The following is a 19,694-nucleotide window of genomic DNA, read 5'->3' on the forward strand; positions in this document are numbered from 1 at the left end:
ATTCATTTATTTAAATTTATTTGGGACATTTAAAAATTGACTATAGTTTTCAGGGAGGTAAGTGATTACTTCAAGTCTATCTAAGTTAATTCCATAACATTTATAGTTGCCACACAGAATAGGTTTGACTCTGAATTGTTCGTTATTTTGTTTGATATAACCAGTAGTGTATTCACAAATTTCAGATGTCTTAATCTTATCAACAGTAGAAATAATATCTTTTTTACCTTTATTATAGAATGTAAGAATGAGTAATAGACTAAAAATAAATATAAAGAAATAGATAGTAGTGGTAAACCAAAATGAATTAACCATTTTGACAAACTTAGAGTAAATAATCGGTTTCTGAAATTCAAAACTAGATAATAGTGCATCAACTCTGAATTTTTCATTTTCTTTTTCTGAAGGGTGAATCGCCAAAACATGTAATAAAAATGCTATGGCTAAATACAATATAGAAAATGCAATTAATAATACTAGTTTATTTAAATTATCTAAAAACGTAGTAGATAGATTTAAATAACCAAAAAATGAAACCTCAAAATAATTCATTCCTAAGGATGAGATGTCTATTCCCAACGGTTCACTTATTCCTGAAAAATAAGCAATTTGGCAACCATAAATGAGTGCTGGTAAATAAATAAGGAAAAAAGATATTCTTTTTAAGAAGCTTTCAAGTGAATTATGCATTTCAATCCTTAAATGTCTCATTCAAAGCTTGTTGAACGGCGTCTACACGTGATTTACAGGCTTTATATGCTGACATCGATTCTTCAACAATTTTCATCAAATTATCAATATCTGGTTCATCTTGAGACTCAAGGAGCTCGGTGTTCTTTTTGAGAATTTCATAGCCTTCTTTAAACGTTAATTCTTTCTTAGTCATTGCTAGATACCTGAGTCACATTGGCAGTAATAATACCATCCTGTAATTCTACTTGAATGCTATCACCTGATATTTGTTGAATAGAACGTATTGCTTTTCCTTGGCTACGGACGATACCAAAACCTTTGGCCATAACATTTTTGGGATTCTGAAGTAATGTTTCGCGCATGAGAGATTCAACTTGCTGAGAAGCCAGCTTAACCTGTTGCTGAGCTAAATATTGAGTGGTGTCTTTATTTAAGTCTAAATTTCGATTAGTTAAACTAATTTGATTATTCGCCAGTGTCTTGATTGACTTTATGTATTGATCATTCTGGCTTTGATACGCCGTGATCTGATGCTGAGATAACAACTTAATAGTTTGTAGAGAATCAGTTACATCTTGGACACGCTCTACAATCAAATTACGTATACCTCCAATGACCTTACTGGGAGTATCAAAAGATCTATGTGCAATTTCATCTAAAATCGTTCGGTCTTTTTCATGGCCAATACCGACCCAGATAGGGACGGAACGCTTACAAAGCAGAGCTGCCAAATCAAAATCATTTAAATATGCTAAATCATTTACAGATCCACCACCGCGAATAAGAACGATGAGATCAGGGGCAACTTCATAATCTTTGACCCATTGCTTAAGGGCAGTTATTAAAGAATCTCGGATACTTATTGGCGCTGTATTGCCTTGGAAAGTTGCACTGTGATAAACGAAATGGCAGACACCGGCTTTGTCTAATGCGTCAGCATCCTTTTTGAAATCGCCTAAACCTGCAGCATTTTCAGGTGCAATGACCAGGACATTTTGAATATCAAACGGCGTAGGTAGCTGTTTATTTTTATCTGCAAGACCTTCGGTTTGTAATTTTTCTAATGTCTGCTGATAGCGCCGTGCTATATCACCTAACGTAAAGCTTGAATCAATATCTTCTACATTAACTGAGAAACCATATTGAGGGTCAAACTTGGCTTTAACTTTTATCAGAACATTAAGATCTCGAGATAACACAATACCACTTTCACGTTCGAACTTTAGAACCATCTTTTGAGCAGAAGACTTCCAAAGAGTCGCTTTACAACTAGCGATCACTTTGTCTGAACCTTCCTCTTTTTCAGCCAGCTCAAGATAATAATGTCCGCTTTTAATATTTAAATTTCTTATCTCTGCTTTGACCCAAACAGGTTCATCAAAGGTGACCCGTATAACTTCTTGAACAGTGGATAAATATTCACTTAAGTTTAGCTTGTAATCAGACATCATTGAGCAGCGAGATGAGGTTACTAAAAATACTAACGAACATATTGTTCAAAGACAATGACGAATGTTTGACCTTGTACAAGGGTTGTGGCATATTTCAGCTATAGTGACCGAAGTGTACGTTGATGCACTAAGTTGATTTAAAAGCTCGCCAAATGGTGGGCTTTTTTGTTATCAATATTTCTTTTTTTGGGTGACAAAGTTACGAAGTATAGTGTTTTAAACGTTTGTTTGTTCTGAAAGCTTTAATAACAGGCAGTTGTCATTGTTTGTACTTTTAAATAAGGCATAATGGGCTTCTTAAATTTAGAGCTAATTTTTATTTATGGTAGATGTAAACCAGTTAAACAATATTTTTAAAGAAACATTAGCGAATAATAAAAAACCTGAAAGAATATTGATAGGCTACAAGCTATATGCAGAGTTAATGAAAGATAGAAGGTTTTTTGAAGAGGTAGTAGGATCCGCTATGAATCCTAGTAAGCGTACTTATCAAAATATTAAAATTAAGATTACTCAAGATGATAGACAGCTTGAATTAAAATCTTCGGGTTAATGAATTCTTCTAATATAATATTGTAACTTATTGCTAATGCTACGCTTTTAGAAATTGAATATTATTTATGCACAGGACCTAACCTGTTCTTCAATTTTACCTCCTCACCCAGGAGGTATTTTTTTGCCTTTTAAATTATTAACAGTTAATGAATATCTATCAGTTAATTTTATTGTGTTTAAAATCACAAATAAATTGAGATTGGATTATTTACATAATTAATCTTTCATTGAATTAGCAAGTTAAAACACTAAATAAATTCCCTTACATTAACTTTAAATTTCAAGTTTAAATGGGTGTTAATGTGATCTTGGGTTGTAACCGTAAGCAAAACGGAACTATTCAAGTTGAAATCCGGAATTGCGTTTTCCTTTCAATAAACCTGGATGTTTAACATCTAACTTGAATTTCTAACGCATGCATGTATTTGCACCATGCCAACCTAAAGGGCTCGCAGGTAAGAGCAAGCCCTTTTTGAAGTACTTGCCGAACTTATTACGGCACTAAACCTCACTAACGTAATTGTTAGTGGGGTTTCTTTTGTTTGAAATATTGTATTAACGCGGTAGGGACTTATATGACAGATCGTGTGCAAGCTAAACAAGATTTACAGTTCTGTTGTACGGAGCTGGCGAAATATCAAAACCTCAGCCGTTCAGGACTTAAGCGCCATCAAATGATTGCGATTGATGAAATCATGATTGAGCTTAAGGAGCGTATCCGAAACTTACGGAACGTACTGCAATGAGCAATGAAGTCGGACAAGCCATACCAGTTCGACCATACCCACCAAAAGAAATATTCGATTTAGATACGCCTAACTTTATGCCGGCACCAGAACTATGGGCATGGATTAAAGCTGTATTCCTAAATGAACATTCCGAAGTGTTTAACCCTGATCATATTCACCTGGACTCATTTTACTGGCCACAGATCGCCGTGATGTGGGCAAACGGCGGATTTATCAAACAGGGGCGCTTTGTCGTTGGTCAAGCTGAGAAAGTCATGATCAATGTAGGTGGATGGAAGAAAGCACGCCAAGAGGAACAATTTGAGCAATGGTTCGTTCAAGTTCCTGAATACCTCATTACCGTTGATGCCAAATTTGCCCAAGTGGCGAATGATATTGCCTTTTGTGCACTGGTTGAGCATGAGCTTTACCACATTGCACATAAGCGTGATGAATGGGGTATCCCACAATTTAACCGTGAAACAGGTTTACCAAAGCTTGAGATCAAAGGGCATGACGTGGAGGAATTCACTGGTGTGGTACGCCGTTATGGTGCAAGCGAAGAAGTTCAAACCATGATTGATGCAGCGAAACAGCGACCTGAAATTTCAAGAGCCGATATTTACCATGCGTGTGGTACTTGCTTCCTGAAGGTCGTTTAAATTTTTTTGTCCATTAAGTTGGACGAAGTTGGACGGATAAAGAGCAATGGCAACGCTAAATCAAAAGCACAAACTCTTTATCGTGCGTAGCTTAGCGCAGTGGAATACACCTACTGAAACCGTTGAGCTTGTCCAACAAGAGTTTGGCATCACTATTTCACGTCAGCAGTGTGAGGCATACGACCCGACCAAACGGACAGGGCAAAACCTCAGTAAAGCATTAGCTGACGAGTTTTATAAAACCCGGGAGCAGTTCCGTAAAAACACAGATGAAATGCCCTTGGCGAATCTCGCCGTGCGCTTACGTCATTATGAGAACTTGCTGAATAACCCACAGAACAAACGCAATCCGATTTTACAGCTGACCATTCTTAAACAAGTGGCAGAAGACGTCGGTGGCAAATACACCAATAAAACAGAATTGACTGGCGCAGGTGGTGGACCATTACAAAGCGAAAATGTTACCTACGTGGATGCTAGCCCTGAATTAGTGAAGCAGGTGTTAGATGAACTCGAAAGTAAATACTAGACCGCTTGAGATAAAGATAGAACGTGACAAATGCGAACGTGAACATTTGTTTTTCACACGCCGTTTTTTCATGCCAAGAATGGGCTTTAAATTTTCAGTCAATTGGCACCATGAATATATTGCATGGGCAATTGATGAGGTCATTGCTGGTCGCATTGAAAACCTAGTCATTAACGTTCCACCAGGTTCAGGCAAGACTGAATTACTGACCAATTTGATCGCACGTGGTATCGCACGGAATCAGCGTTCACGATTCTTATATTTATCATTCTCGCAGTCACTTGTAGAGGATGTGTCATCTACGGCGCGAAACATCGTGAAATCGGCTGATTTTCAGGGCTTATGGCCTGTGAAGATCTCGACCAGTACCGATGCTAAGGCAAGCTGGAAAACGACTGTAGACGGCTATGAAGCGGGACATGTTTATTCCGCTTCGATGGGTGGTCAAGTTACGGGCCGCCGTGCAGGTACTTTGGCAGATGCTGGATTTACTGGTGCGATTATCCTGGACGATCCGCTCAAGCCTGAAGATGCATTTAGTAAGACGGCACGTAACAAGGCAAATCGTAAGATTCTGAACACAGTCAACTCACGTAAAGCCAAATCATCCACACCAATTATTCTGATCATGCAGCGTTTACACGTTGAGGATCCGACCAACTTTGTGATGACTGGCAACGTGCCAGGGAAATGGCATCAGATCTCGATACCAGCACTGATTGATGATGACTATATCAACTCATTGCCTGAGCATATACGCCGTAAGGTACCACGTGATGTCGAGCGTGATGAGAAAGGACGTCAGAGTTATTGGCCACTGAAAGAGTCGTTACAGTCATTACTGCAGTTAGAGAAAGGCGGTCAGGATAAAGACGGCGCTACAGTGTCGCGTTATACGTTCAGCAGTCAGTACCAGCAAGAGCCTAAAAAGCTCGGTGGTGACCTTGTTAAGGCTGAATGGTTCGATCGATACCATGAGTTACCAGTACTCAAGTGGCGTGCGATATGGGCAGATACGGCGCAAAAAACCAAAGAACATAACGATTATTCAGTGTTCTTATGTGCAGGGCTAGGTTATGACAATCGCCTGTACATCATCGACGTGCGCCGTGGCAAATGGGAAGCACCTGAGCTGATTAAGGAAGCCAAGGATTTCATTAATAAGCACAAGGAAAGCAACACCAAGATCGGCAAGCTTCGATACATGGCCATCGAGGATAAAGCATCTGGAACGATGCTGATTCAAAACATTTCGCGTGAAACCACATTACCGATCAAAGCGATTCAGCGTGATACAGACAAGCTGACTCGTACTATGGATGTGGTGTTCTATGTTGAAGATCGCCGTGTTGTTCTACCTGTGAGTGCGCCGTGGTTATTGAATTATGTTGAAGAAATCGAGGGTCTTAAAGCCGACTTCACACATGAGCATGATGACCAATGGGACCCTACTATCGATGCGATTAATGACTCACTTGCGAAAAAGCCGACTGTATTTGATTAGAGGTATTTATGGCTAAAGATAAAAAGTCTGATACAGGCGGTAAAATTAAAACGCTTGTAGCAGATGCAGTAAAACAGGCAATCAACGCTATTGGCGATGCGGGTGCATATACCAATTTGGTATCCAATATTGGTACCGAGCGTGACAAAGCCACAGGTGGCAAGTTCGTCCGTAAAGACATTGACGATGATCAACTTGAAGCGGTGTATCAGAATTGGCTTGCACGCCGTATTGTCAATCGCCCTGCATCTGACATGCTGCGTGCTGGATGGTTCTATGAAGGCATTCAAGGTGATGATTTAAAACGCCTTGAGGAAGCGTGTAAGGCATTTAACTTAGAGCATGTGCTTTTATCGGGCTTAATCCTTTCTCGCCTCTACGGCGTTGTGTACATTCTGCTTGGAACGGCAGACGGAGCTGCTCTAGATCAACCTTTAGATATTTCTAAACTCGGCCAAGGTCGTTTGGAATTCTTCACAGTCGTGAAAAAGAAATACATCACGGCGGATAAAAACAGTTATTTGCCGCCGTCGGCATGCTGTGGGCTGCTAAAACAGCCTGAATTTTACGAAATGAAAATGGGGGGTGAAGCGAAAAAGCGCATTCACCATACTCGTCTAATTCGTATTGCTCATGCTGATGTGGTAAATGAAGAGCCTCAAAGCATTCTGCAAGAAGTCTATGAGGATCTGCTGGATCATGCCAGCGTTAAGCGTGGATCTGCTAGCCTTATTCATGAGTCAAAGATTGATGTCATTCAAACGCCGAACTTGGTCGATAAGATTAGAGAGGATATGAAAGGCGTCATGGAACGTTTCATGTCTGTGGGGCTGATGAAAAGCCTAAACGGTATGTTAGTCCTTGATGCTGAAGAAAAGTACGAATCAAAAACGTATAGTTTCGGCGGCTTGCCTGACATGATGCGTGAATTCTCTGTTCAGACGGCAGGCGCGGCAGATATCCCTTATACGATTCTGTTTGGCCAATCACCTGCAGGCATGAATGCCACTGGTGAGCATGACACTCGTAATTATTATGACTCGATTGCTACTAAGCAGGAATGGGACCTCAAGCCGATCTTGATGAAGTTCCTCGCCGTGATCTGTCAGTCTACGTTCGGACGTCAATTTCCTGAATTGGATGTCGTATTCAATCCACTTTGGCAATTGGATGCTAAAGTCCGTGCAGAGGTGGAAAAAGCCAATGCTGAGCGTGATGAAAAGTATCTCAATATGGGCATCATTACTGAACCGCAGATCGCTCGTCAGCTGAATATCGACGGCGTTTATTCAGTCATTGATGAAAAACACATCAAATTGCTGGAAACCATGGTGAAGCCAAATGACGACGATCATACAGATCCTTAAGCCTCAGCTTCAGCAGATTAAGAAAAGCAAGAAAGGACGAAAGGCTAAGCCCAAGGCAGTCAAAGTCAATCGCCGTGTCGAGCTGTTCTATACACGTCAGCTTTTGGAAATCTCTAAATTTTGTCAGCAACAAACCAAGAATTTTGTTTTACCTACGGTAGGGAAGAACATTGGTGATAGCTGGGTGACGGATATATTCACGGCGTTACGTGAAAAGATGGTGAAGTACACCATGGAAGTGTCGGTATCTTTGGCCACTAAGGTCGTCATGGATACCAGCAAGGAAGTGGATAAGCAGATTGCCAGTCATACCAAGACCATTCTTGGTGTGGACCTTACGCCGTTTTTCCGTGGTGCAGATATTCAGGATGAAATCGATAATCAGATTGCTGCAAACGTATCTTTGATTAAGTCTATTCCAAGTCAGTACACTGATAAGCTTGAAGCGTTGGTGATGAATGCCTTGCAGACAGGGCAAACTAATCAGGAACTGGCTCAGGAAATAAAAAAACTCGGTCATAGCACAGACAATCGTGCACGACTGATTGCAGCCGATCAGATGGGTAAGATCAACGGCGCTATCAATAAGAAGCGTCAGACGTCTTTAGGTGTAACGACTTACGATTATTTAACATCAAAGGATGAAAAGGTTCGTCCGTTATGTGCCAGCCATCATGGCAAAACCTTTCGATGGGATACGCCGCCTAAGGGTGGTCATCCTGGTCAAAAGATTGGATGTCGATGCACCGCATTGCCGAATTATGAAGATATTTTGATCGACTGATTTAATAGTTTGATTTAAAGTATCTTTCGATATGCAGGGGATTACAGATGCATCAAGACCAAAAACTAGATATTTTGTTGGATGTAAAAAATAGAGCAAATAAATGGATTGGAAAGTATCTTTCTATGGATGTGGTTGATCCCCACTTTCAGCCTTTATTTGATGTTTTTAAAGAATCGAGCTTCGATATCGAGTTGCTGTTGAATATGGATTCAATTGAAATTCTACAAGTGACTAAAAATTGTTGTGAAGGGATTGGTTTAAGTAAATTTGATAAAGATTGTGCTTTAGAGTGTTGGGCAGCAGATGCTTCGGTAATGATGAATTCACTTAAAGATCAATAGTAAAGTCACTTGATGTTTTATCTAATTTAACCCACTTCGGTGGGTTTTTTATTGCCAAAAATTGAAGGAGCCATAAAGGCTCTTTTTTATTGAGCTCAATTTATGAAACTCATTTATCAACTCAAAATAGGTGACTTTGCACCAAGCGAAAGTACACGCTCATTTACTCAAGAAGGGTATCTGAAATGCGTCAACGTACGTTTGGCCAAAGCACCTCAAGTTCGTCAGTACTACGCTTATGAATTTCCAAATTTGGAAGGCTATTCAGCGGATCAGGTCATCAATGTCTATGTGGCAGCTGAGGACCTATTCAAACCTGAAGTCATTAAAGGATTCGACGGCGTAGACACAACGGACTATCACCCACCTAAGAATGAAATCAATGCTTCCAACTGGAAGGAGTACCACATTGGCGAATGCTTCAACGTGCGCCAAGAGGGTGATTTCTTGGTCGGTGACCTGATCATCAAAGATCAAAACAGTATCGGTTTAATCCAAAACAATGAGCGCGTTGAGATCTCATTGGGCTATGCGGCTGATCTAGTCCTTGAACAAGGCACGGCGCCTGATGGTACGCCGTATCAAGCCAAATTTATCAATTTTAAAGGCAATCACGTGGCGCTGGTTAAATACGGTCGCTGTGGCGGTGATTGTCGCGTCGGTGACCATAAACCAAACCCAAAGGGGAAAAAGATGGAAATTAAAGTAAACGGTATTCGCTTTGAGATTGGTGACAACCAAGCGCTAGCTGATGCTGTAAAGCAACAAGAAGACCAGCTTGAAAACTTGAAAGCAGCAAAACTCAAAGTCGGTGATAAACAATTTGCCATCGGTGACGAATTGCCAGCTGTACAAGCAGTGGTTGATACCTTGCAGACTGAAAATGCAGAACTGAAGCAAAAAGTCGGTGATCTTGAGAAAAACCAAATGACACCTGAAAAACTTGATCAGGTCGTGGCTGAACGTGCGTCAGTGGTTGCGGATGCTGTTGCATTGGTACCAGGTATCAAAACCGAAGGCTGTTCATGTGAGCAAATCAAACGTGATGTGATTGCAGCCAAAGCAGGTGACACATTGGTGACCGCTGTACTGGGTGGTGTCGCCGTCGGTGATGCTAAACCTGAACAGATCGACACGGTGTTCCGTGCACTGTCAGCAGTGAAATCGACCACACCAGGCAATTCAGTTGGTGATGCATTACAACAACAGCAACAACAGCAAAACAATAATCAGGACCCTAAAGAAAATAAGGGTTATGACAAGTCTGCTGCATACAAAACAATTTAAGGGGAACTTGAATCATGGTTCAGCAATTAAATGCGGTGGTCGGTCAACGTGGCCGTTTAACTGCCAAAGAGGTTGTACTGTCATTACCGCTTTCAGGTCTGACTTTAGTCAATGACGGTGACGTAGTTGTCCGCACGACTGACGGAAAATCAGTAACGGCTGTGTCAGGTGCTACACCTACACGTTTTGGTGTGGTGGTACGCCACGGCGTTGGTAAGACAGGCAAAACGGCGGCTGGTAAAGAAGCCTATAAAGCGGCTGATATGGTGCCAGTGATGTTTGAAGGTGCAATTTGGGTCAAGCCTACAGCGCCAATCACTGATATTACTGCTGCGGTTTATGTAAAAACTGCAAACGGCACCACAGCGGCGCCGTTGGGTTCTTTGTCGAGCTCAGCAACTGACGGAACAGTATTACCAGGTGCAGCATGGGAAACCGTGACAGGTGCCGATGGTTTAGCCCTTCTTAATCTTCGTGGAGCTTAATAACACATGAGCAAATTAGCAAAAATGAAAGCGCGTTTAACGCCGATTTCACATGCCATTCAGGCACAAGTTGGCGATGCGTTCAACATGGATGCATTGGCACAGCTCTTCGTAAAGATCGAAGAACAAAACGAAATTACACCACAGCTGGCACAGGTTCTTGACTATGCCAAGTTCATCCCAGTGACCAATGTAAATGCGGTTTATGGTGGTGGTGAAATTCTGTCTCGTAAAAAAGGCGTGGGTATCGGCGAAGACTATGCTGGTACAGGTGATGATATTCCGCTTGCAGAAGTTGAATACGATACTGTAAGCCTACCTGCGAAGGTGGGTGTGATTGGCTACCAATATTCAGTGGTTGAATTGGCAACTGCACAAAAAATGGGGCTTCAAATCGAAGCTGATAAAGTTCAGGCTGCAAACTTAGCTGCTGAAAAGCACATGTCAAATGTCGCTTGGTACGGTTACACCAAATCGAATGCCAGTGGACAGCTTGAACAAGTGAATGGCTTCTTGAACCAAACAGGCGTTACCATCGTGACAGGTCAGCACGATTGGGCTACAGCGACCATCGAAGAGGTATTATCCGACTTCAATAATTCGCTGGCTGACTCAGCAGACCTGTTTGACGGTGATGCGTCTATTGAGCCTGATACCTACTTGATGGCATCAGCGCAGTACACACACCTTTCAACACGTGTGGTACCAAACTCAGGCGGTAAAACATTCTTGAAGTACATTGAAGAAAACAACATCTTCACCACTCAGGGTAAGCCATTAACGATTCGTGGTTCTGGTCGTGGTAATGGTAAAGGTACTGCTAATGCAGACCGTTCGATCATCTATCGCCGTGATCCATCATGTATTCAATTCAAAGGTAACAGCGTTGAGTTCCTGACGGCGCAACCAAAAGGCTTAGATGTGCTTGTACCTGGTCATTACAAATACCAGGGCGTTTGGTTGAAACGTGTTGATTCACTTCGTTACCTTGATCATGCATAAGGATTAAAATCTCATGGCTAAATATTCATACACTTACAGCGGCTCTAATGCCGCTTTTGTTTTTGCGGGTGTGGCAACCTTACCCAAAGGTATCGCTGTAGTGCTTGAAGCAAACCAGCATAAGGCACTTCAAAAGAACAAGTTTGCCAAGCACCTGATTGATGTAGGTGAGCTGGCTGTTGAAGAAATTGCAGAAGTCGGTGATTCAAAACCTACTTCAGGTCGTGGTAAAGGTGCTCAATCAGGTAAAACTGATGAAGGTAAAGGCAAGGATGAATCCAAACCTGCTGAGCTCACGATTGATGACGTACGTAAAGCGCTGACTGATCTTGAAATCACCTTTGCTTACGATGAAACCCTTGAACAGCTGCAAGAAAAACTTGCTCAAGCCACTGAATAAGGTGAACTATGGACCCACAAGCTTTTAAATTAAAGTTTAAGTACGACACAACATTATTAAATACTTCTGATGCTGAAATTGCCGATGCACTAGAAGAAGCTGGTCTTGTTGTAACGGCGCTTGAATTTGGTGATCTGAAAGAACGTGCTGTGGGTCTATATGCAGCACATATTCTCAGAGTTGCACATAAATCAAAGTCAGGTAACAGCTTTTCAGATGCATCAAGTATGACTATTGCAGGTCAGAGCGTGAGTTTTTCACGTTCTGGTACCGATGCATTTTATAACCAAAGTATTTATGGTCAGCGTTACCTGGCATTAAAAAATTCAATTCCAGTTGGCAATGATGGTACTAATCCCAATCGTATTGGTGTTGGTGCTTTCGTTGTTTAGGAGCAAGGCATGTCATTTAAGTATCAAGCGCCTGAAAACTTTAAAGCGACTTCGCTTGAAATTGCAGGCACCACATACAAGGTTGAAAAAGGTGTGATTGAGTCGGATACCGATATTGCACACATCTTGGCACCGCATGGTTTTAAACGTGCGGTACCTGAAACCAAAGCAGAACCTAAAAAAGAAACTGCTGCTGCAAAGTAGGTGATATATGAGTGATTACCGTGTTGATGCTGATGTTGATTTTAACGAGGTCAATGAACGTGTACGTGCTGAAATACGGCGCACGGTAAATGCACTCACACTTAAACTTCAGCGCACTATTCAGGAAGATATGCTGACAGGTCAGCGTTTGAATGTGCAGTCTGGACGTTTAAGAGGATCCGTTTCATCCAATGTGGAAGAGGATAAGGACTGGATCGAGGGTACAGTCGGTGCTGGTGGTGCCTTGGTACCGTATGCCTTTGCGCATGAATTTGGGCTTAAAGGTGCGATGGCCATTAAGGCGCATCTTCGGATGATTAAGAAAGTCTTTGGTCAGCCGATCACACCACGTCAAATCATGATTAAAGCGCATTCTCGTAAAGTCGATATGCAAGAGCGCCGTTTTATGCGTGATTCATTGGGTGAAGTGGCTAAGATTGTGCCGAAGAATATTGATGCTGCAATTGAAAGGGGATTGAGCAGTGAATAGTGAAGCCATTTACCAGGCATTGTTTAATCGCTTGTCAGGCATCGAGGGGATTAAAACCACCAGTCGCCGTTTAAAGCATTTCAATCATGTTGTACCCGAAGAGCGTCCTGCCTTATTCGTCACCCAGGGTGATCAAACCCAAGCACCAGTGAAAGGCTTGGATGCCAAGGTTGAACTTGAAGCGGAAGTGTACGTTTACATTCATGAATCAGATCCATCCATACCGCCGTCGGTCCAGTTGAATCAGATGATTGATCAAGTACGTGCCAAGCTTGCGCCTGATCATCCTGATATCTGCGAATACCAAACCTTAGGGGGATTGGTCGAACATTGCTGGATCGAAGGCACTATCGAAGTTTTTGAAGCAGTGGAAAACATGCTCGATGACCAAGGGATTGCCATTATTCCGATTCGGATCCTCACCACTACCTAAAGCAATTCATAAATTCCATGACCGCCAATACGGCGGTTTTTCATTTTTAAGAGGTCGATATGGCTCAATATTTATTTGGTGCCGGTAAAATCTTTGCCACACCATTACAGGATGTGCACGGTAATCCAATCACCAATGGTACACCCGTTGAAGTGGGCGTACTGCAGTCAACGTCAGTTGATATCAGCTATGACTTAAAAGAACTCTATGGGCGTGGTCAGTTCGCCGTGGATGCCGCACGAGGTAAAGGTTCGATTAAGTGTAAAGCGACAATGGGTCGCATCAACGGCGCATTGTTGAATTCCATTTTCTTTGGTGGCGTGGTCACTGAGGGGGGTATTACTGCAGTCGCTCAAACCATCAATGGTGAAGTCGTTGCAGCGTCAGTAACACCAGTCGTTCCGAACAGCGGTACATTCATGAAGGATTTAGGTGTGACTGATGCCAAAGCAGTTCCTTTAAAGCGTGTGGCGAGTGCACCAGTTGCAGGTCAATACAGTGTGGATGAAGCGACAGGCGTTTATACCTTTGCAGCAGCTGATGTGGGTAAAACGGTATTTATCAGCTTTAAATACACAGCGACGGTGGCAGGTGCCAAATCAGGTATCGTAAGCAACTTGGATATGGGTTATACACCTGAATTGAGTGTTGATCTGATGCGTGACTACAAGGGTAAATTCTTTGGTATTGAATTCTTCCGCTGTGTCAGCAATAAGCTTGCGTTCAGTTCAAAACAGGATGATTACGATCTACCTGAGTTTGAATTCCAGCCAATGGCCGATGATTTAGGCCGTGTCTTCAAATGGACTACTTCGGAGTAATACCAGATGCAATTTAACCAGGTCGAAAACCCACGTGGTAATCCGCTTAAAATTAATGGCCAGATTTGGATTTTTGCGCCGTTATCCTTGGGTGCTGCTGAAAAGCTGATGCCAAAGCTTAAAACCTTTGATCCAAGTGACTTTGCTTTAGTGGCAGATGTAGCACATAGCTCTTTAAAGCGTAACTATCCTGACATTACCCGCGAATTTATTGCTGATGAACTGCTTGATGTTGGTCACGTGAACGCCATATTTGAAACGGTCATGGGGGCTTCTGGTCTGGTTTATACAGGTGAGGACGAGCAGGCCACTGATTCGGGGGAATAGACTGGGAGGAGCTGTACACGCATTTGGTACTGACTTTGGGCAAGGATTACGACTATGTGCGTAATGAATTGGATTTCCCAAGAGTCAAAGCATTGAATGCGTATCACAAGCAGTGTCCTCCCAGCCATGTTGGCATTCAGCGTCTGTGTCGGATCCTTGAGGCATTTATGGGGATTGAAGACAGTACTGGTTCAGAAGATACTCAAAGCGATGATGAAGATGATTTAATGGATGCTTTGATTAACTTTCCACAAGGATAATTTTATGACTGTAGATTATGAGGCATTAGGTCGTTACCATACTGTATTGGAGCAGTACCAGCGATTAATAACCCAGCGACATAATTTAGCAAGCAGTATTGATCGAGTAACTTTGAATGCTCGTATTTCTGGAAGTGTATCTGATTCCATACAAACACTAGATCATGCAAAGTTGGGTAGTTTGGTGAATGAAATCACTTCGATTAACCAAGAATTGATGCATGTTGTTGAGCAGGTAAATCATTATGCTGGCATTGTGGATAAGCCTAAAATCAAAATTATGCGTAATGCGTAGTCAGTTTTATTCAGGGTGGCTAAGGCTGCCCTGATTGATTAAAGTTTTTGAGTTGGTTAAAGTTCGCGGGAACTTTATAACAACTTGGATATAACCATGAAAAAAGTAATTGGATTGGGTCTATTAACTTTGGCATTGACTGCTTGCGGTGGTGGCGGGGGTAATTCATCTTCTTCTAATAATGAGGGAGATAAAACACCTGTAGCTAATGCTGAAGTCACTGGTGTTTACACTGGCAAGACCAATCAAGCGCAAAATGTTATTGGGTTGGTAGATAAAAATAATAAATTCTGGTTTCTATATACACCACCTTATTCTAACGGAATTACTGGCTTCATGACTGGTGACTTAACTGTTTCTGGTAACACAGTAAAAGCGACTAAAGGGAAAGACTTTTATTTTGGTGGTAGTGCAGTTTACGACACATCTATTAATGGTACTTTTGAAACTAAAAAGAGCCTAAATGGAACGATCACTTATACGCCTTCAAATCAGGTTACATTTGACACTTTATATGATGCTGAATTAAATAACTCGGTATCCAATCTCACGACAATCGCAGGATCTTATATAGGTCAATCAGCGATAGTTGAAGGTATTGAAGAAGCAACCTTAACAATTTCAAATACGGGTGTGATTTCAGGTAAGGGACAAAGTGGCTGTACGTTCACGGGGAAAATAGCAGTTGAAGAAAATGCACCTTACTACAATGTTGATTTAGCTTTTGGTTATTCACCTTGTCTCTTAGCGGGACAGTCTGTAAAGGGTGTGGTTTATTATGATTCATCAATTAAATCACTTTATGCAGTGGCAGAAAATAGTAATAGACAGAACGCAGTACTGTACTTAGGAACAAAACAGTAACTCCCATAGTTTTGAAACTTACTTAAAGAAGCACCTTAGGGTGCTTTTTAATACCTGAAAATTTTCAATACCGCCTCACGGCGGTTTTTTTATGCCTGTGAGATAGGGATTATGAGCAACAATCGACTGGAAGTGCACGTTGGTGCGAAGACTTCTGAACTAAAAAAAGGCATGAATGAAGCTGAAAGTATTGTCAAAGATACGGCGCAGGAGATTGAAGTCACAGGTAAGAAAGTGGACTTTCAGATTGACGTGTCTGGTGTGCAAAAGACCTTCGATAATCTTTCAAGCAATATCTCAACGCAGATGCTGGGCCTATGTAAAAAAATTGCTGCTGGTATTGGTTCTGCCTTAGCTGTAGATGGATTGGTCAGTTTCACTCGCAATGCAATTAGCACCGCTTCAGAAGTTCAGAAAATGTCTGACATGCTGGGTGAATCGGTAGAAGACCTCCAATACTTTGCCAAGGGTGCTCAAACAGCTGGATTGTCATTAGAACAGTTCGGCATGATGGGTAAGGACGCGCTAGATCGGCTCGGTGAAGCACGCCGTGGTGAAGGCGAAATGATGGACTTCTTTGAAAAGGTTGCGCCTAAAATTGGTGTGACCATCGATATGTTCAAAGATTTAAGTGGTCCAGAAGTTATCCAGGCATATTACGATGGATTGGAAAAAGCCAATTTATCGCACGCTGAAACTATCACTTACATGGAGCAGATCGTCAATGATGGCAGTTTGCTTATTCCATTACTCAAAGACGGCGGTGCAGGATTTAAAAAATGGGGTGAAGAAGCCAAGAATGCTGGCGCTATCATGTCTAAAGATATGGTGGACAACCTCGGTAAGGCTAAAGAAAACCTTTACACACTAGAGCTTCAGTTCCAAGGCTTTCAGGCAATGCTGATCAATTCAGTAACGCCTGCAGTGACTGCTATTGCGCAGAACTTTGACAATATTAAAGCTGTAGCCATCGCTTTAGGTGCAGCTATTTCAGCCAAATTGGTTGTTCAATGCGCCGTATTAGCTAAAGAGTTTGTGATTGGTGTTGCCCAAGGCATGGCTTATCAAATGCAATTGTCTGCGCTTCAAGGACAGGCAATGCGTACCGCAACGGCAATGGGTGTCTTACGTAGTGCTTCAGCTTTGCTTGGTGGACCTGCTGGTTTGGGTATGTTGGCACTTCAAGGTGTTGCTGCTGGTGCTGCATTCCTTTACATGAAACGAATCAGTGATGAAGCTGTACCGGCTTTAAGCACACAAGGCAAAACAGTTGCTCAACTTCGCGAGGAATATGAAAAGCTTGATAAGGCTCAACAGCGTGTATTGACGCGACAAGCCACGGCAGACCTATCTAAAGCTGAGCAAGGTTTCCGTAAACAGGAAATTGCATTACTTGGCTTGGTGCGTGCGGTTGTTAATCATTCCGATGCATCAGATGCTGATAAAAAAGCAGCTAAAGAGCTCCACGATCAATATATTCAAGGCAAGCTGAATTCAGATCAACTAGCCACAGGTATTAATAACCTACGAACAGTTGAGTCTAAACATAAGGCTGGAATTGATGAGAAAGCTGCTGCCGTTAATAAAGAGCGTAAAGCAGTCATTGATGCTCAGGGTGTTCTAAAGACTTATAACCAAGTTGTGACACAAGGTACTAAGGATAATAAGGAACACACCAATTCCATCAACGATAAAGCAAATGCATTAGCCAATTTGACTGCAAAGCAGATGGAGTATGTTCGTGAATCTAACAAACAGTCTGAAAGAGAACGCTATATTCAACACAACATGAACGTTGGTGGTGTGTCACGTGAGCGTGCTGAGCACATGGCAGATGCTCGTGATAAGGCTGGTATGGGATACACCGCTAAAGACGGTGCAATGCCTGAAGCTGTTAAACAGGCTGAAGAAGCGGACTGGAAGCGTAAACAAGCAGCTGAAGCGCGTGAGGAGGCAGAAAAGAAAGCTGAGGAGACTCAAAAACGTCAAACCAAGGAGCTTGAAAAACAGCAACAGATCTTGCAAGTTAATGAACGTGTAAAAGCAAATGCTGAAAAGTTTAACTATTCAGGCTTTGAAGCCAAGTATGGCTTGCCGAGTGGCATGCTATCAGCTCTTAACATGCAAGAGACTAAGGGTCGAAATGTTGAAGGCGTTCAGACTAAATACGGCACGGCGAAAGGCAACTTTCAAATGCTGGATATGACCGCCAAGCGCTTTGGCGTATCTGATCCATTCGACACAAAACAAGCTGCTGAAGGCGCAGCCAAATACATGCGTTTCTTGCTAGATAAGTATGGTGATATCAACAAGGCTATTTCTGCTTATCATGCAGGTGAAGGGAATGTTGATCGTGGTACCGGTATTGGTCCAATTAATCGCCAGTACGTAAAAAACGTCAAGGGTTACATGGCTGGCGTTAACGGTGTACAAGCAGGGACTGAATCTTCAGATTTTGATAAATCACTTCAAGAGCAAATCCGCAAAGCTGAAGAAGCTGAAAAGGAAATGCTAGCACTGCAGTATAAATATGCAGAAGAAAGCAAGCAGGTTGCTTTAGATCTTAAGAAAGAACTTAGTGATATTGATTCTTCTATATTGTCAGCTGAAGATAAGAAAGCTTTTTCAATCAAAGCTGAGCAGGAAGCCACTGACAAAATCAAAGCTATTCGAATTGAGCAGCTTGAAAAACTCAAGGCACTTCATGAGGAAGAGCTTCAAGGCAAGATGATTTTGTCTCAGCAAATATTCGAGCTAGAAATGGCACGTTTGGATGATGATCTTGATGCTGGAAGAATCAATAATGTTGAAAAGGTACGTCTTGCAAAGCAACTTGAAGAACAGTTGTATGCCATCAAGCGTATTGGATTGGAGGAGCGCCTAGATCTTGAACAAGAGCTAAGTCAACTCACTGGGAATAGTTCTGGGGTAAGTGGCGTAACCAATGAAATCAGTGCATTAGATCATCAAAGATCGGTGTCTGATATCCAAGCACCAGGCATGATTTCTGATGCCCAAATGAAAGACTTTGAAGATAAGTTTGGGAATCTAACGTCACGAATGTCTGGTCTATGGGATAAAGGCATTCAGTCCATGATGAATGGCACGCTGACTTGGAAAAATGCCATGAATGCCATTTTTACAGAACTGGCAGGGGCATTTATTCAAAGCATGATTAGTGAACCACTGAAAAAATACGCTGCAAGTTTAGCAACTCGTATGGCGATTAAATTAGGGTTTATCAAATCAGAGACGGCGGCTGAAGTAGCTGGGCAAGCTGCTCAGACTGGTGCTGTGGTAGCTGGTGAAGGCATGAAAACCGCTGCAACCTCAACAGGTGTAATTGCTCGTTTAGGTTTAAAGCTCATGGAAGTCTTAAAGTCAATCATGATGTCAGCTTGGGAGGCTATGGCTGGTGCTTGGGCTGCGCTATCGTCAATACCAATCGTAGGTCCTGCATTGGGTGTGGCTGCTGGTATTGCTGCATTCGCGGGTGTATCTGCAATTGTGGGAAAAGTGGCATCAGCCCGAGGTGGTTACGATATTCCTGCAGGTGTAAACCCTATGACACAACTTCACGAAGAAGAAATGGTTTTACCTAAGCAGCACGCGAATACGATTCGTGCCTTAGGTAAGTCATTAAGTGCAGATGGAGGCTTTGGCACATCTCAAAATCCAAGTCAGCAAGTGAGTAACCATTTCTCAATTCAAGCCTTTGACTCACGTGACGTAAAGCGTTTCTTTGAAAAGCACGGTCGTGAATTGGCGAGTGGATTAAAGGGCCATCGCCGTAATTTCGGTACCTAAGGAGTTTTTT

Annotated in this window: 25 protein-coding genes; 22 read left to right on the plus strand and 3 right to left on the minus strand. The window is 42.2% G+C overall.

The genetic code is table 11. The features are described from left to right. Positions 1–6: 6 nt before the first annotated feature. Genes AC1M9H_RS02020 through xseA form a run of 3 tightly spaced genes read right to left on the minus strand, consistent with a single transcriptional unit; the run spans position 7 to position 2,141 of the window. Positions 7–690 carry a hypothetical protein gene (locus AC1M9H_RS02020; RefSeq protein WP_179998042.1) on the minus strand — a complete coding sequence of 228 codons (684 nt, stop codon included), beginning with the start codon at positions 688–690 and terminating at the stop codon, positions 7–9. A gap of 1 nt (position 691) precedes the next feature. Then, complete coding sequence (gene xseB / locus AC1M9H_RS02025) at positions 692–886, minus strand: exodeoxyribonuclease VII small subunit (RefSeq protein ID WP_481607380.1); 195 nt, start codon at positions 884–886, stop codon at positions 692–694. Beyond that, a complete protein-coding gene (xseA, locus tag AC1M9H_RS02030; protein ID WP_481612700.1) occupies positions 879–2,141 on the minus strand; it encodes an exodeoxyribonuclease VII large subunit in 1,263 nt (420 codons plus the stop codon). The genes xseB and xseA overlap by 8 nt, the downstream gene beginning before the upstream one ends. Before the next feature lie 325 nt (positions 2,142–2,466). Here xseA and AC1M9H_RS02035 point away from each other — a divergent pair, with 325 nt between their 5' ends. From AC1M9H_RS02035 to AC1M9H_RS02140, 22 genes are all read left to right on the plus strand, one after another. Further along, positions 2,467–2,697: a hypothetical protein gene (locus AC1M9H_RS02035; protein ID WP_481587460.1), complete on the plus strand. Its 231-nt coding sequence runs from the start codon at positions 2,467–2,469 to the stop codon at positions 2,695–2,697. 577 nt (positions 2,698–3,274) lie between these two features. Then, a complete protein-coding gene (locus AC1M9H_RS02040; protein WP_481612626.1) occupies positions 3,275–3,445 on the plus strand; it encodes a hypothetical protein in 171 nt (56 codons plus the stop codon). After that, positions 3,442–4,089, plus strand: coding sequence for a putative metallopeptidase (locus AC1M9H_RS02045; RefSeq protein ID WP_481612627.1), 648 nt, complete (start codon positions 3,442–3,444; stop codon positions 4,087–4,089). Before AC1M9H_RS02040 ends, AC1M9H_RS02045 begins: the two co-directional genes overlap by 4 nt. 46 nt (positions 4,090–4,135) lie before the next feature. Continuing rightward, positions 4,136–4,618 (plus strand): DUF2280 domain-containing protein, encoded by a 483-nt coding sequence (locus AC1M9H_RS02050; RefSeq protein ID WP_168396906.1) that lies wholly within the window; start codon positions 4,136–4,138, stop codon positions 4,616–4,618. Then, on the plus strand, positions 4,596–6,122 hold the full coding sequence (gene terL / locus AC1M9H_RS02055; RefSeq protein ID WP_481612628.1) for a phage terminase large subunit: 1,527 nt from the start codon (positions 4,596–4,598) through the stop codon (positions 6,120–6,122). Before AC1M9H_RS02050 ends, terL begins: the two co-directional genes overlap by 23 nt. An 8-nt stretch (positions 6,123–6,130) precedes the next feature. Continuing rightward, positions 6,131–7,489 carry a DUF1073 domain-containing protein gene (locus AC1M9H_RS02060; RefSeq protein ID WP_481612629.1) on the plus strand — a complete coding sequence of 453 codons (1,359 nt, stop codon included), beginning with the start codon at positions 6,131–6,133 and terminating at the stop codon, positions 7,487–7,489. Then, positions 7,464–8,273: a phage head morphogenesis protein gene (locus AC1M9H_RS02065; protein ID WP_481612630.1), complete on the plus strand. Its 810-nt coding sequence runs from the start codon at positions 7,464–7,466 to the stop codon at positions 8,271–8,273. The genes AC1M9H_RS02060 and AC1M9H_RS02065 overlap by 26 nt, the downstream gene beginning before the upstream one ends. A 47-nt stretch (positions 8,274–8,320) precedes the next feature. Next, positions 8,321–8,617 carry a hypothetical protein gene (locus AC1M9H_RS02070; RefSeq protein ID WP_481612631.1) on the plus strand — a complete coding sequence of 99 codons (297 nt, stop codon included), beginning with the start codon at positions 8,321–8,323 and terminating at the stop codon, positions 8,615–8,617. 102 nt (positions 8,618–8,719) lie between these two features. Next, positions 8,720–9,904, plus strand: a complete 1,185-nt coding sequence (locus AC1M9H_RS02075; protein WP_481612632.1) for a DUF2213 domain-containing protein — start codon at positions 8,720–8,722, stop codon at positions 9,902–9,904. 14 nt (positions 9,905–9,918) lie between these two features. Next, positions 9,919–10,389 (plus strand): structural cement protein Gp24, encoded by a 471-nt coding sequence (locus tag AC1M9H_RS02080; RefSeq protein ID WP_481612633.1) that lies wholly within the window; start codon positions 9,919–9,921, stop codon positions 10,387–10,389. 6 nt (positions 10,390–10,395) lie between these two features. After that, positions 10,396–11,391, plus strand: a complete 996-nt coding sequence (locus AC1M9H_RS02085) for a DUF2184 domain-containing protein (RefSeq protein ID WP_481612634.1) — start codon at positions 10,396–10,398, stop codon at positions 11,389–11,391. Between the two features lie 13 nt (positions 11,392–11,404). Continuing rightward, the gene (locus tag AC1M9H_RS02090; protein WP_481612635.1) at positions 11,405–11,791 is read left to right on the plus strand and encodes a hypothetical protein; all 387 of its coding nucleotides are present in this window, start codon (positions 11,405–11,407) and stop codon (positions 11,789–11,791) included. Between the two features lie 8 nt (positions 11,792–11,799). Continuing rightward, the gene (locus tag AC1M9H_RS02095; RefSeq protein WP_179998030.1) at positions 11,800–12,183 is read left to right on the plus strand and encodes a DUF4054 domain-containing protein; all 384 of its coding nucleotides are present in this window, start codon (positions 11,800–11,802) and stop codon (positions 12,181–12,183) included. 9 nt (positions 12,184–12,192) lie between these two features. After that, positions 12,193–12,387 (plus strand): hypothetical protein, encoded by a 195-nt coding sequence (locus tag AC1M9H_RS02100; protein ID WP_179998029.1) that lies wholly within the window; start codon positions 12,193–12,195, stop codon positions 12,385–12,387. Between the two features lie 7 nt (positions 12,388–12,394). Further along, the gene (locus AC1M9H_RS02105) at positions 12,395–12,877 is read left to right on the plus strand and encodes a hypothetical protein (RefSeq protein ID WP_481612636.1); all 483 of its coding nucleotides are present in this window, start codon (positions 12,395–12,397) and stop codon (positions 12,875–12,877) included. After that, positions 12,870–13,310 carry a hypothetical protein gene (locus tag AC1M9H_RS02110; RefSeq protein ID WP_481612637.1) on the plus strand — a complete coding sequence of 147 codons (441 nt, stop codon included), beginning with the start codon at positions 12,870–12,872 and terminating at the stop codon, positions 13,308–13,310. The genes AC1M9H_RS02105 and AC1M9H_RS02110 overlap by 8 nt, the downstream gene beginning before the upstream one ends. Positions 13,311–13,369: 59 nt before the next feature. Continuing rightward, positions 13,370–14,131 carry a hypothetical protein gene (locus tag AC1M9H_RS02115; protein ID WP_481612638.1) on the plus strand — a complete coding sequence of 254 codons (762 nt, stop codon included), beginning with the start codon at positions 13,370–13,372 and terminating at the stop codon, positions 14,129–14,131. Positions 14,132–14,137: 6 nt separating this feature from the next. Then, a complete protein-coding gene (locus tag AC1M9H_RS02120) occupies positions 14,138–14,458 on the plus strand; it encodes a hypothetical protein (protein ID WP_481612639.1) in 321 nt (106 codons plus the stop codon). Between the two features lie 35 nt (positions 14,459–14,493). Further along, positions 14,494–14,718, plus strand: coding sequence for a hypothetical protein (locus tag AC1M9H_RS02125; protein WP_481612640.1), 225 nt, complete (start codon positions 14,494–14,496; stop codon positions 14,716–14,718). 4 nt (positions 14,719–14,722) lie between these two features. After that, positions 14,723–15,013 (plus strand): hypothetical protein, encoded by a 291-nt coding sequence (locus tag AC1M9H_RS02130; RefSeq protein ID WP_179998024.1) that lies wholly within the window; start codon positions 14,723–14,725, stop codon positions 15,011–15,013. Between the two features lie 84 nt (positions 15,014–15,097). After that, on the plus strand, positions 15,098–15,877 hold the full coding sequence (locus AC1M9H_RS02135; RefSeq protein WP_481612641.1) for a hypothetical protein: 780 nt from the start codon (positions 15,098–15,100) through the stop codon (positions 15,875–15,877). 111 nt (positions 15,878–15,988) lie between these two features. Then, the gene (locus AC1M9H_RS02140; RefSeq protein ID WP_481612642.1) at positions 15,989–19,684 is read left to right on the plus strand and encodes a lytic transglycosylase domain-containing protein; all 3,696 of its coding nucleotides are present in this window, start codon (positions 15,989–15,991) and stop codon (positions 19,682–19,684) included. The last annotated feature ends 10 nt before the right edge of the window (positions 19,685–19,694 follow it).

The organism is Acinetobacter sp. ANC_7512, assembly GCF_056779935.1.

Bases quoted from the DNA above. Each gene is read 5' to 3' on its own strand.
- AC1M9H_RS02020 (WP_179998042.1), bottom strand. From the start codon at position 690: ATGCATAATTCACTTGAAAGCTTCTTAAAAAGAATATCTTTTTTCCTT.
- xseB (WP_481607380.1), bottom strand. From the start codon at position 886: ATGACTAAGAAAGAATTAACGTTTAAAGAAGGCTATGAAATTCTCAAA.
- xseA (WP_481612700.1), bottom strand. From the start codon at position 2,141: ATGTCTGATTACAAGCTAAACTTAAGTGAATATTTATCCACTGTTCAA.
- AC1M9H_RS02035 (WP_481587460.1), top strand. From the start codon at position 2,467: ATGGTAGATGTAAACCAGTTAAACAATATTTTTAAAGAAACATTAGCG.
- AC1M9H_RS02040 (WP_481612626.1), top strand. From the start codon at position 3,275: ATGACAGATCGTGTGCAAGCTAAACAAGATTTACAGTTCTGTTGTACG.
- AC1M9H_RS02045 (WP_481612627.1), top strand. From the start codon at position 3,442: ATGAGCAATGAAGTCGGACAAGCCATACCAGTTCGACCATACCCACCA.
- AC1M9H_RS02050 (WP_168396906.1), top strand. From the start codon at position 4,136: ATGGCAACGCTAAATCAAAAGCACAAACTCTTTATCGTGCGTAGCTTA.
- terL (WP_481612628.1), top strand. From the start codon at position 4,596: ATGAACTCGAAAGTAAATACTAGACCGCTTGAGATAAAGATAGAACGT.
- AC1M9H_RS02060 (WP_481612629.1), top strand. From the start codon at position 6,131: ATGGCTAAAGATAAAAAGTCTGATACAGGCGGTAAAATTAAAACGCTT.
- AC1M9H_RS02065 (WP_481612630.1), top strand. From the start codon at position 7,464: ATGACGACGATCATACAGATCCTTAAGCCTCAGCTTCAGCAGATTAAG.
- AC1M9H_RS02070 (WP_481612631.1), top strand. From the start codon at position 8,321: ATGCATCAAGACCAAAAACTAGATATTTTGTTGGATGTAAAAAATAGA.
- AC1M9H_RS02075 (WP_481612632.1), top strand. From the start codon at position 8,720: ATGAAACTCATTTATCAACTCAAAATAGGTGACTTTGCACCAAGCGAA.
- AC1M9H_RS02080 (WP_481612633.1), top strand. From the start codon at position 9,919: ATGGTTCAGCAATTAAATGCGGTGGTCGGTCAACGTGGCCGTTTAACT.
- AC1M9H_RS02085 (WP_481612634.1), top strand. From the start codon at position 10,396: ATGAGCAAATTAGCAAAAATGAAAGCGCGTTTAACGCCGATTTCACAT.
- AC1M9H_RS02090 (WP_481612635.1), top strand. From the start codon at position 11,405: ATGGCTAAATATTCATACACTTACAGCGGCTCTAATGCCGCTTTTGTT.
- AC1M9H_RS02095 (WP_179998030.1), top strand. From the start codon at position 11,800: ATGGACCCACAAGCTTTTAAATTAAAGTTTAAGTACGACACAACATTA.
- AC1M9H_RS02100 (WP_179998029.1), top strand. From the start codon at position 12,193: ATGTCATTTAAGTATCAAGCGCCTGAAAACTTTAAAGCGACTTCGCTT.
- AC1M9H_RS02105 (WP_481612636.1), top strand. From the start codon at position 12,395: ATGAGTGATTACCGTGTTGATGCTGATGTTGATTTTAACGAGGTCAAT.
- AC1M9H_RS02115 (WP_481612638.1), top strand. From the start codon at position 13,370: ATGGCTCAATATTTATTTGGTGCCGGTAAAATCTTTGCCACACCATTA.
- AC1M9H_RS02120 (WP_481612639.1), top strand. From the start codon at position 14,138: ATGCAATTTAACCAGGTCGAAAACCCACGTGGTAATCCGCTTAAAATT.
- AC1M9H_RS02130 (WP_179998024.1), top strand. From the start codon at position 14,723: ATGACTGTAGATTATGAGGCATTAGGTCGTTACCATACTGTATTGGAG.
- AC1M9H_RS02140 (WP_481612642.1), top strand. From the start codon at position 15,989: ATGAGCAACAATCGACTGGAAGTGCACGTTGGTGCGAAGACTTCTGAA.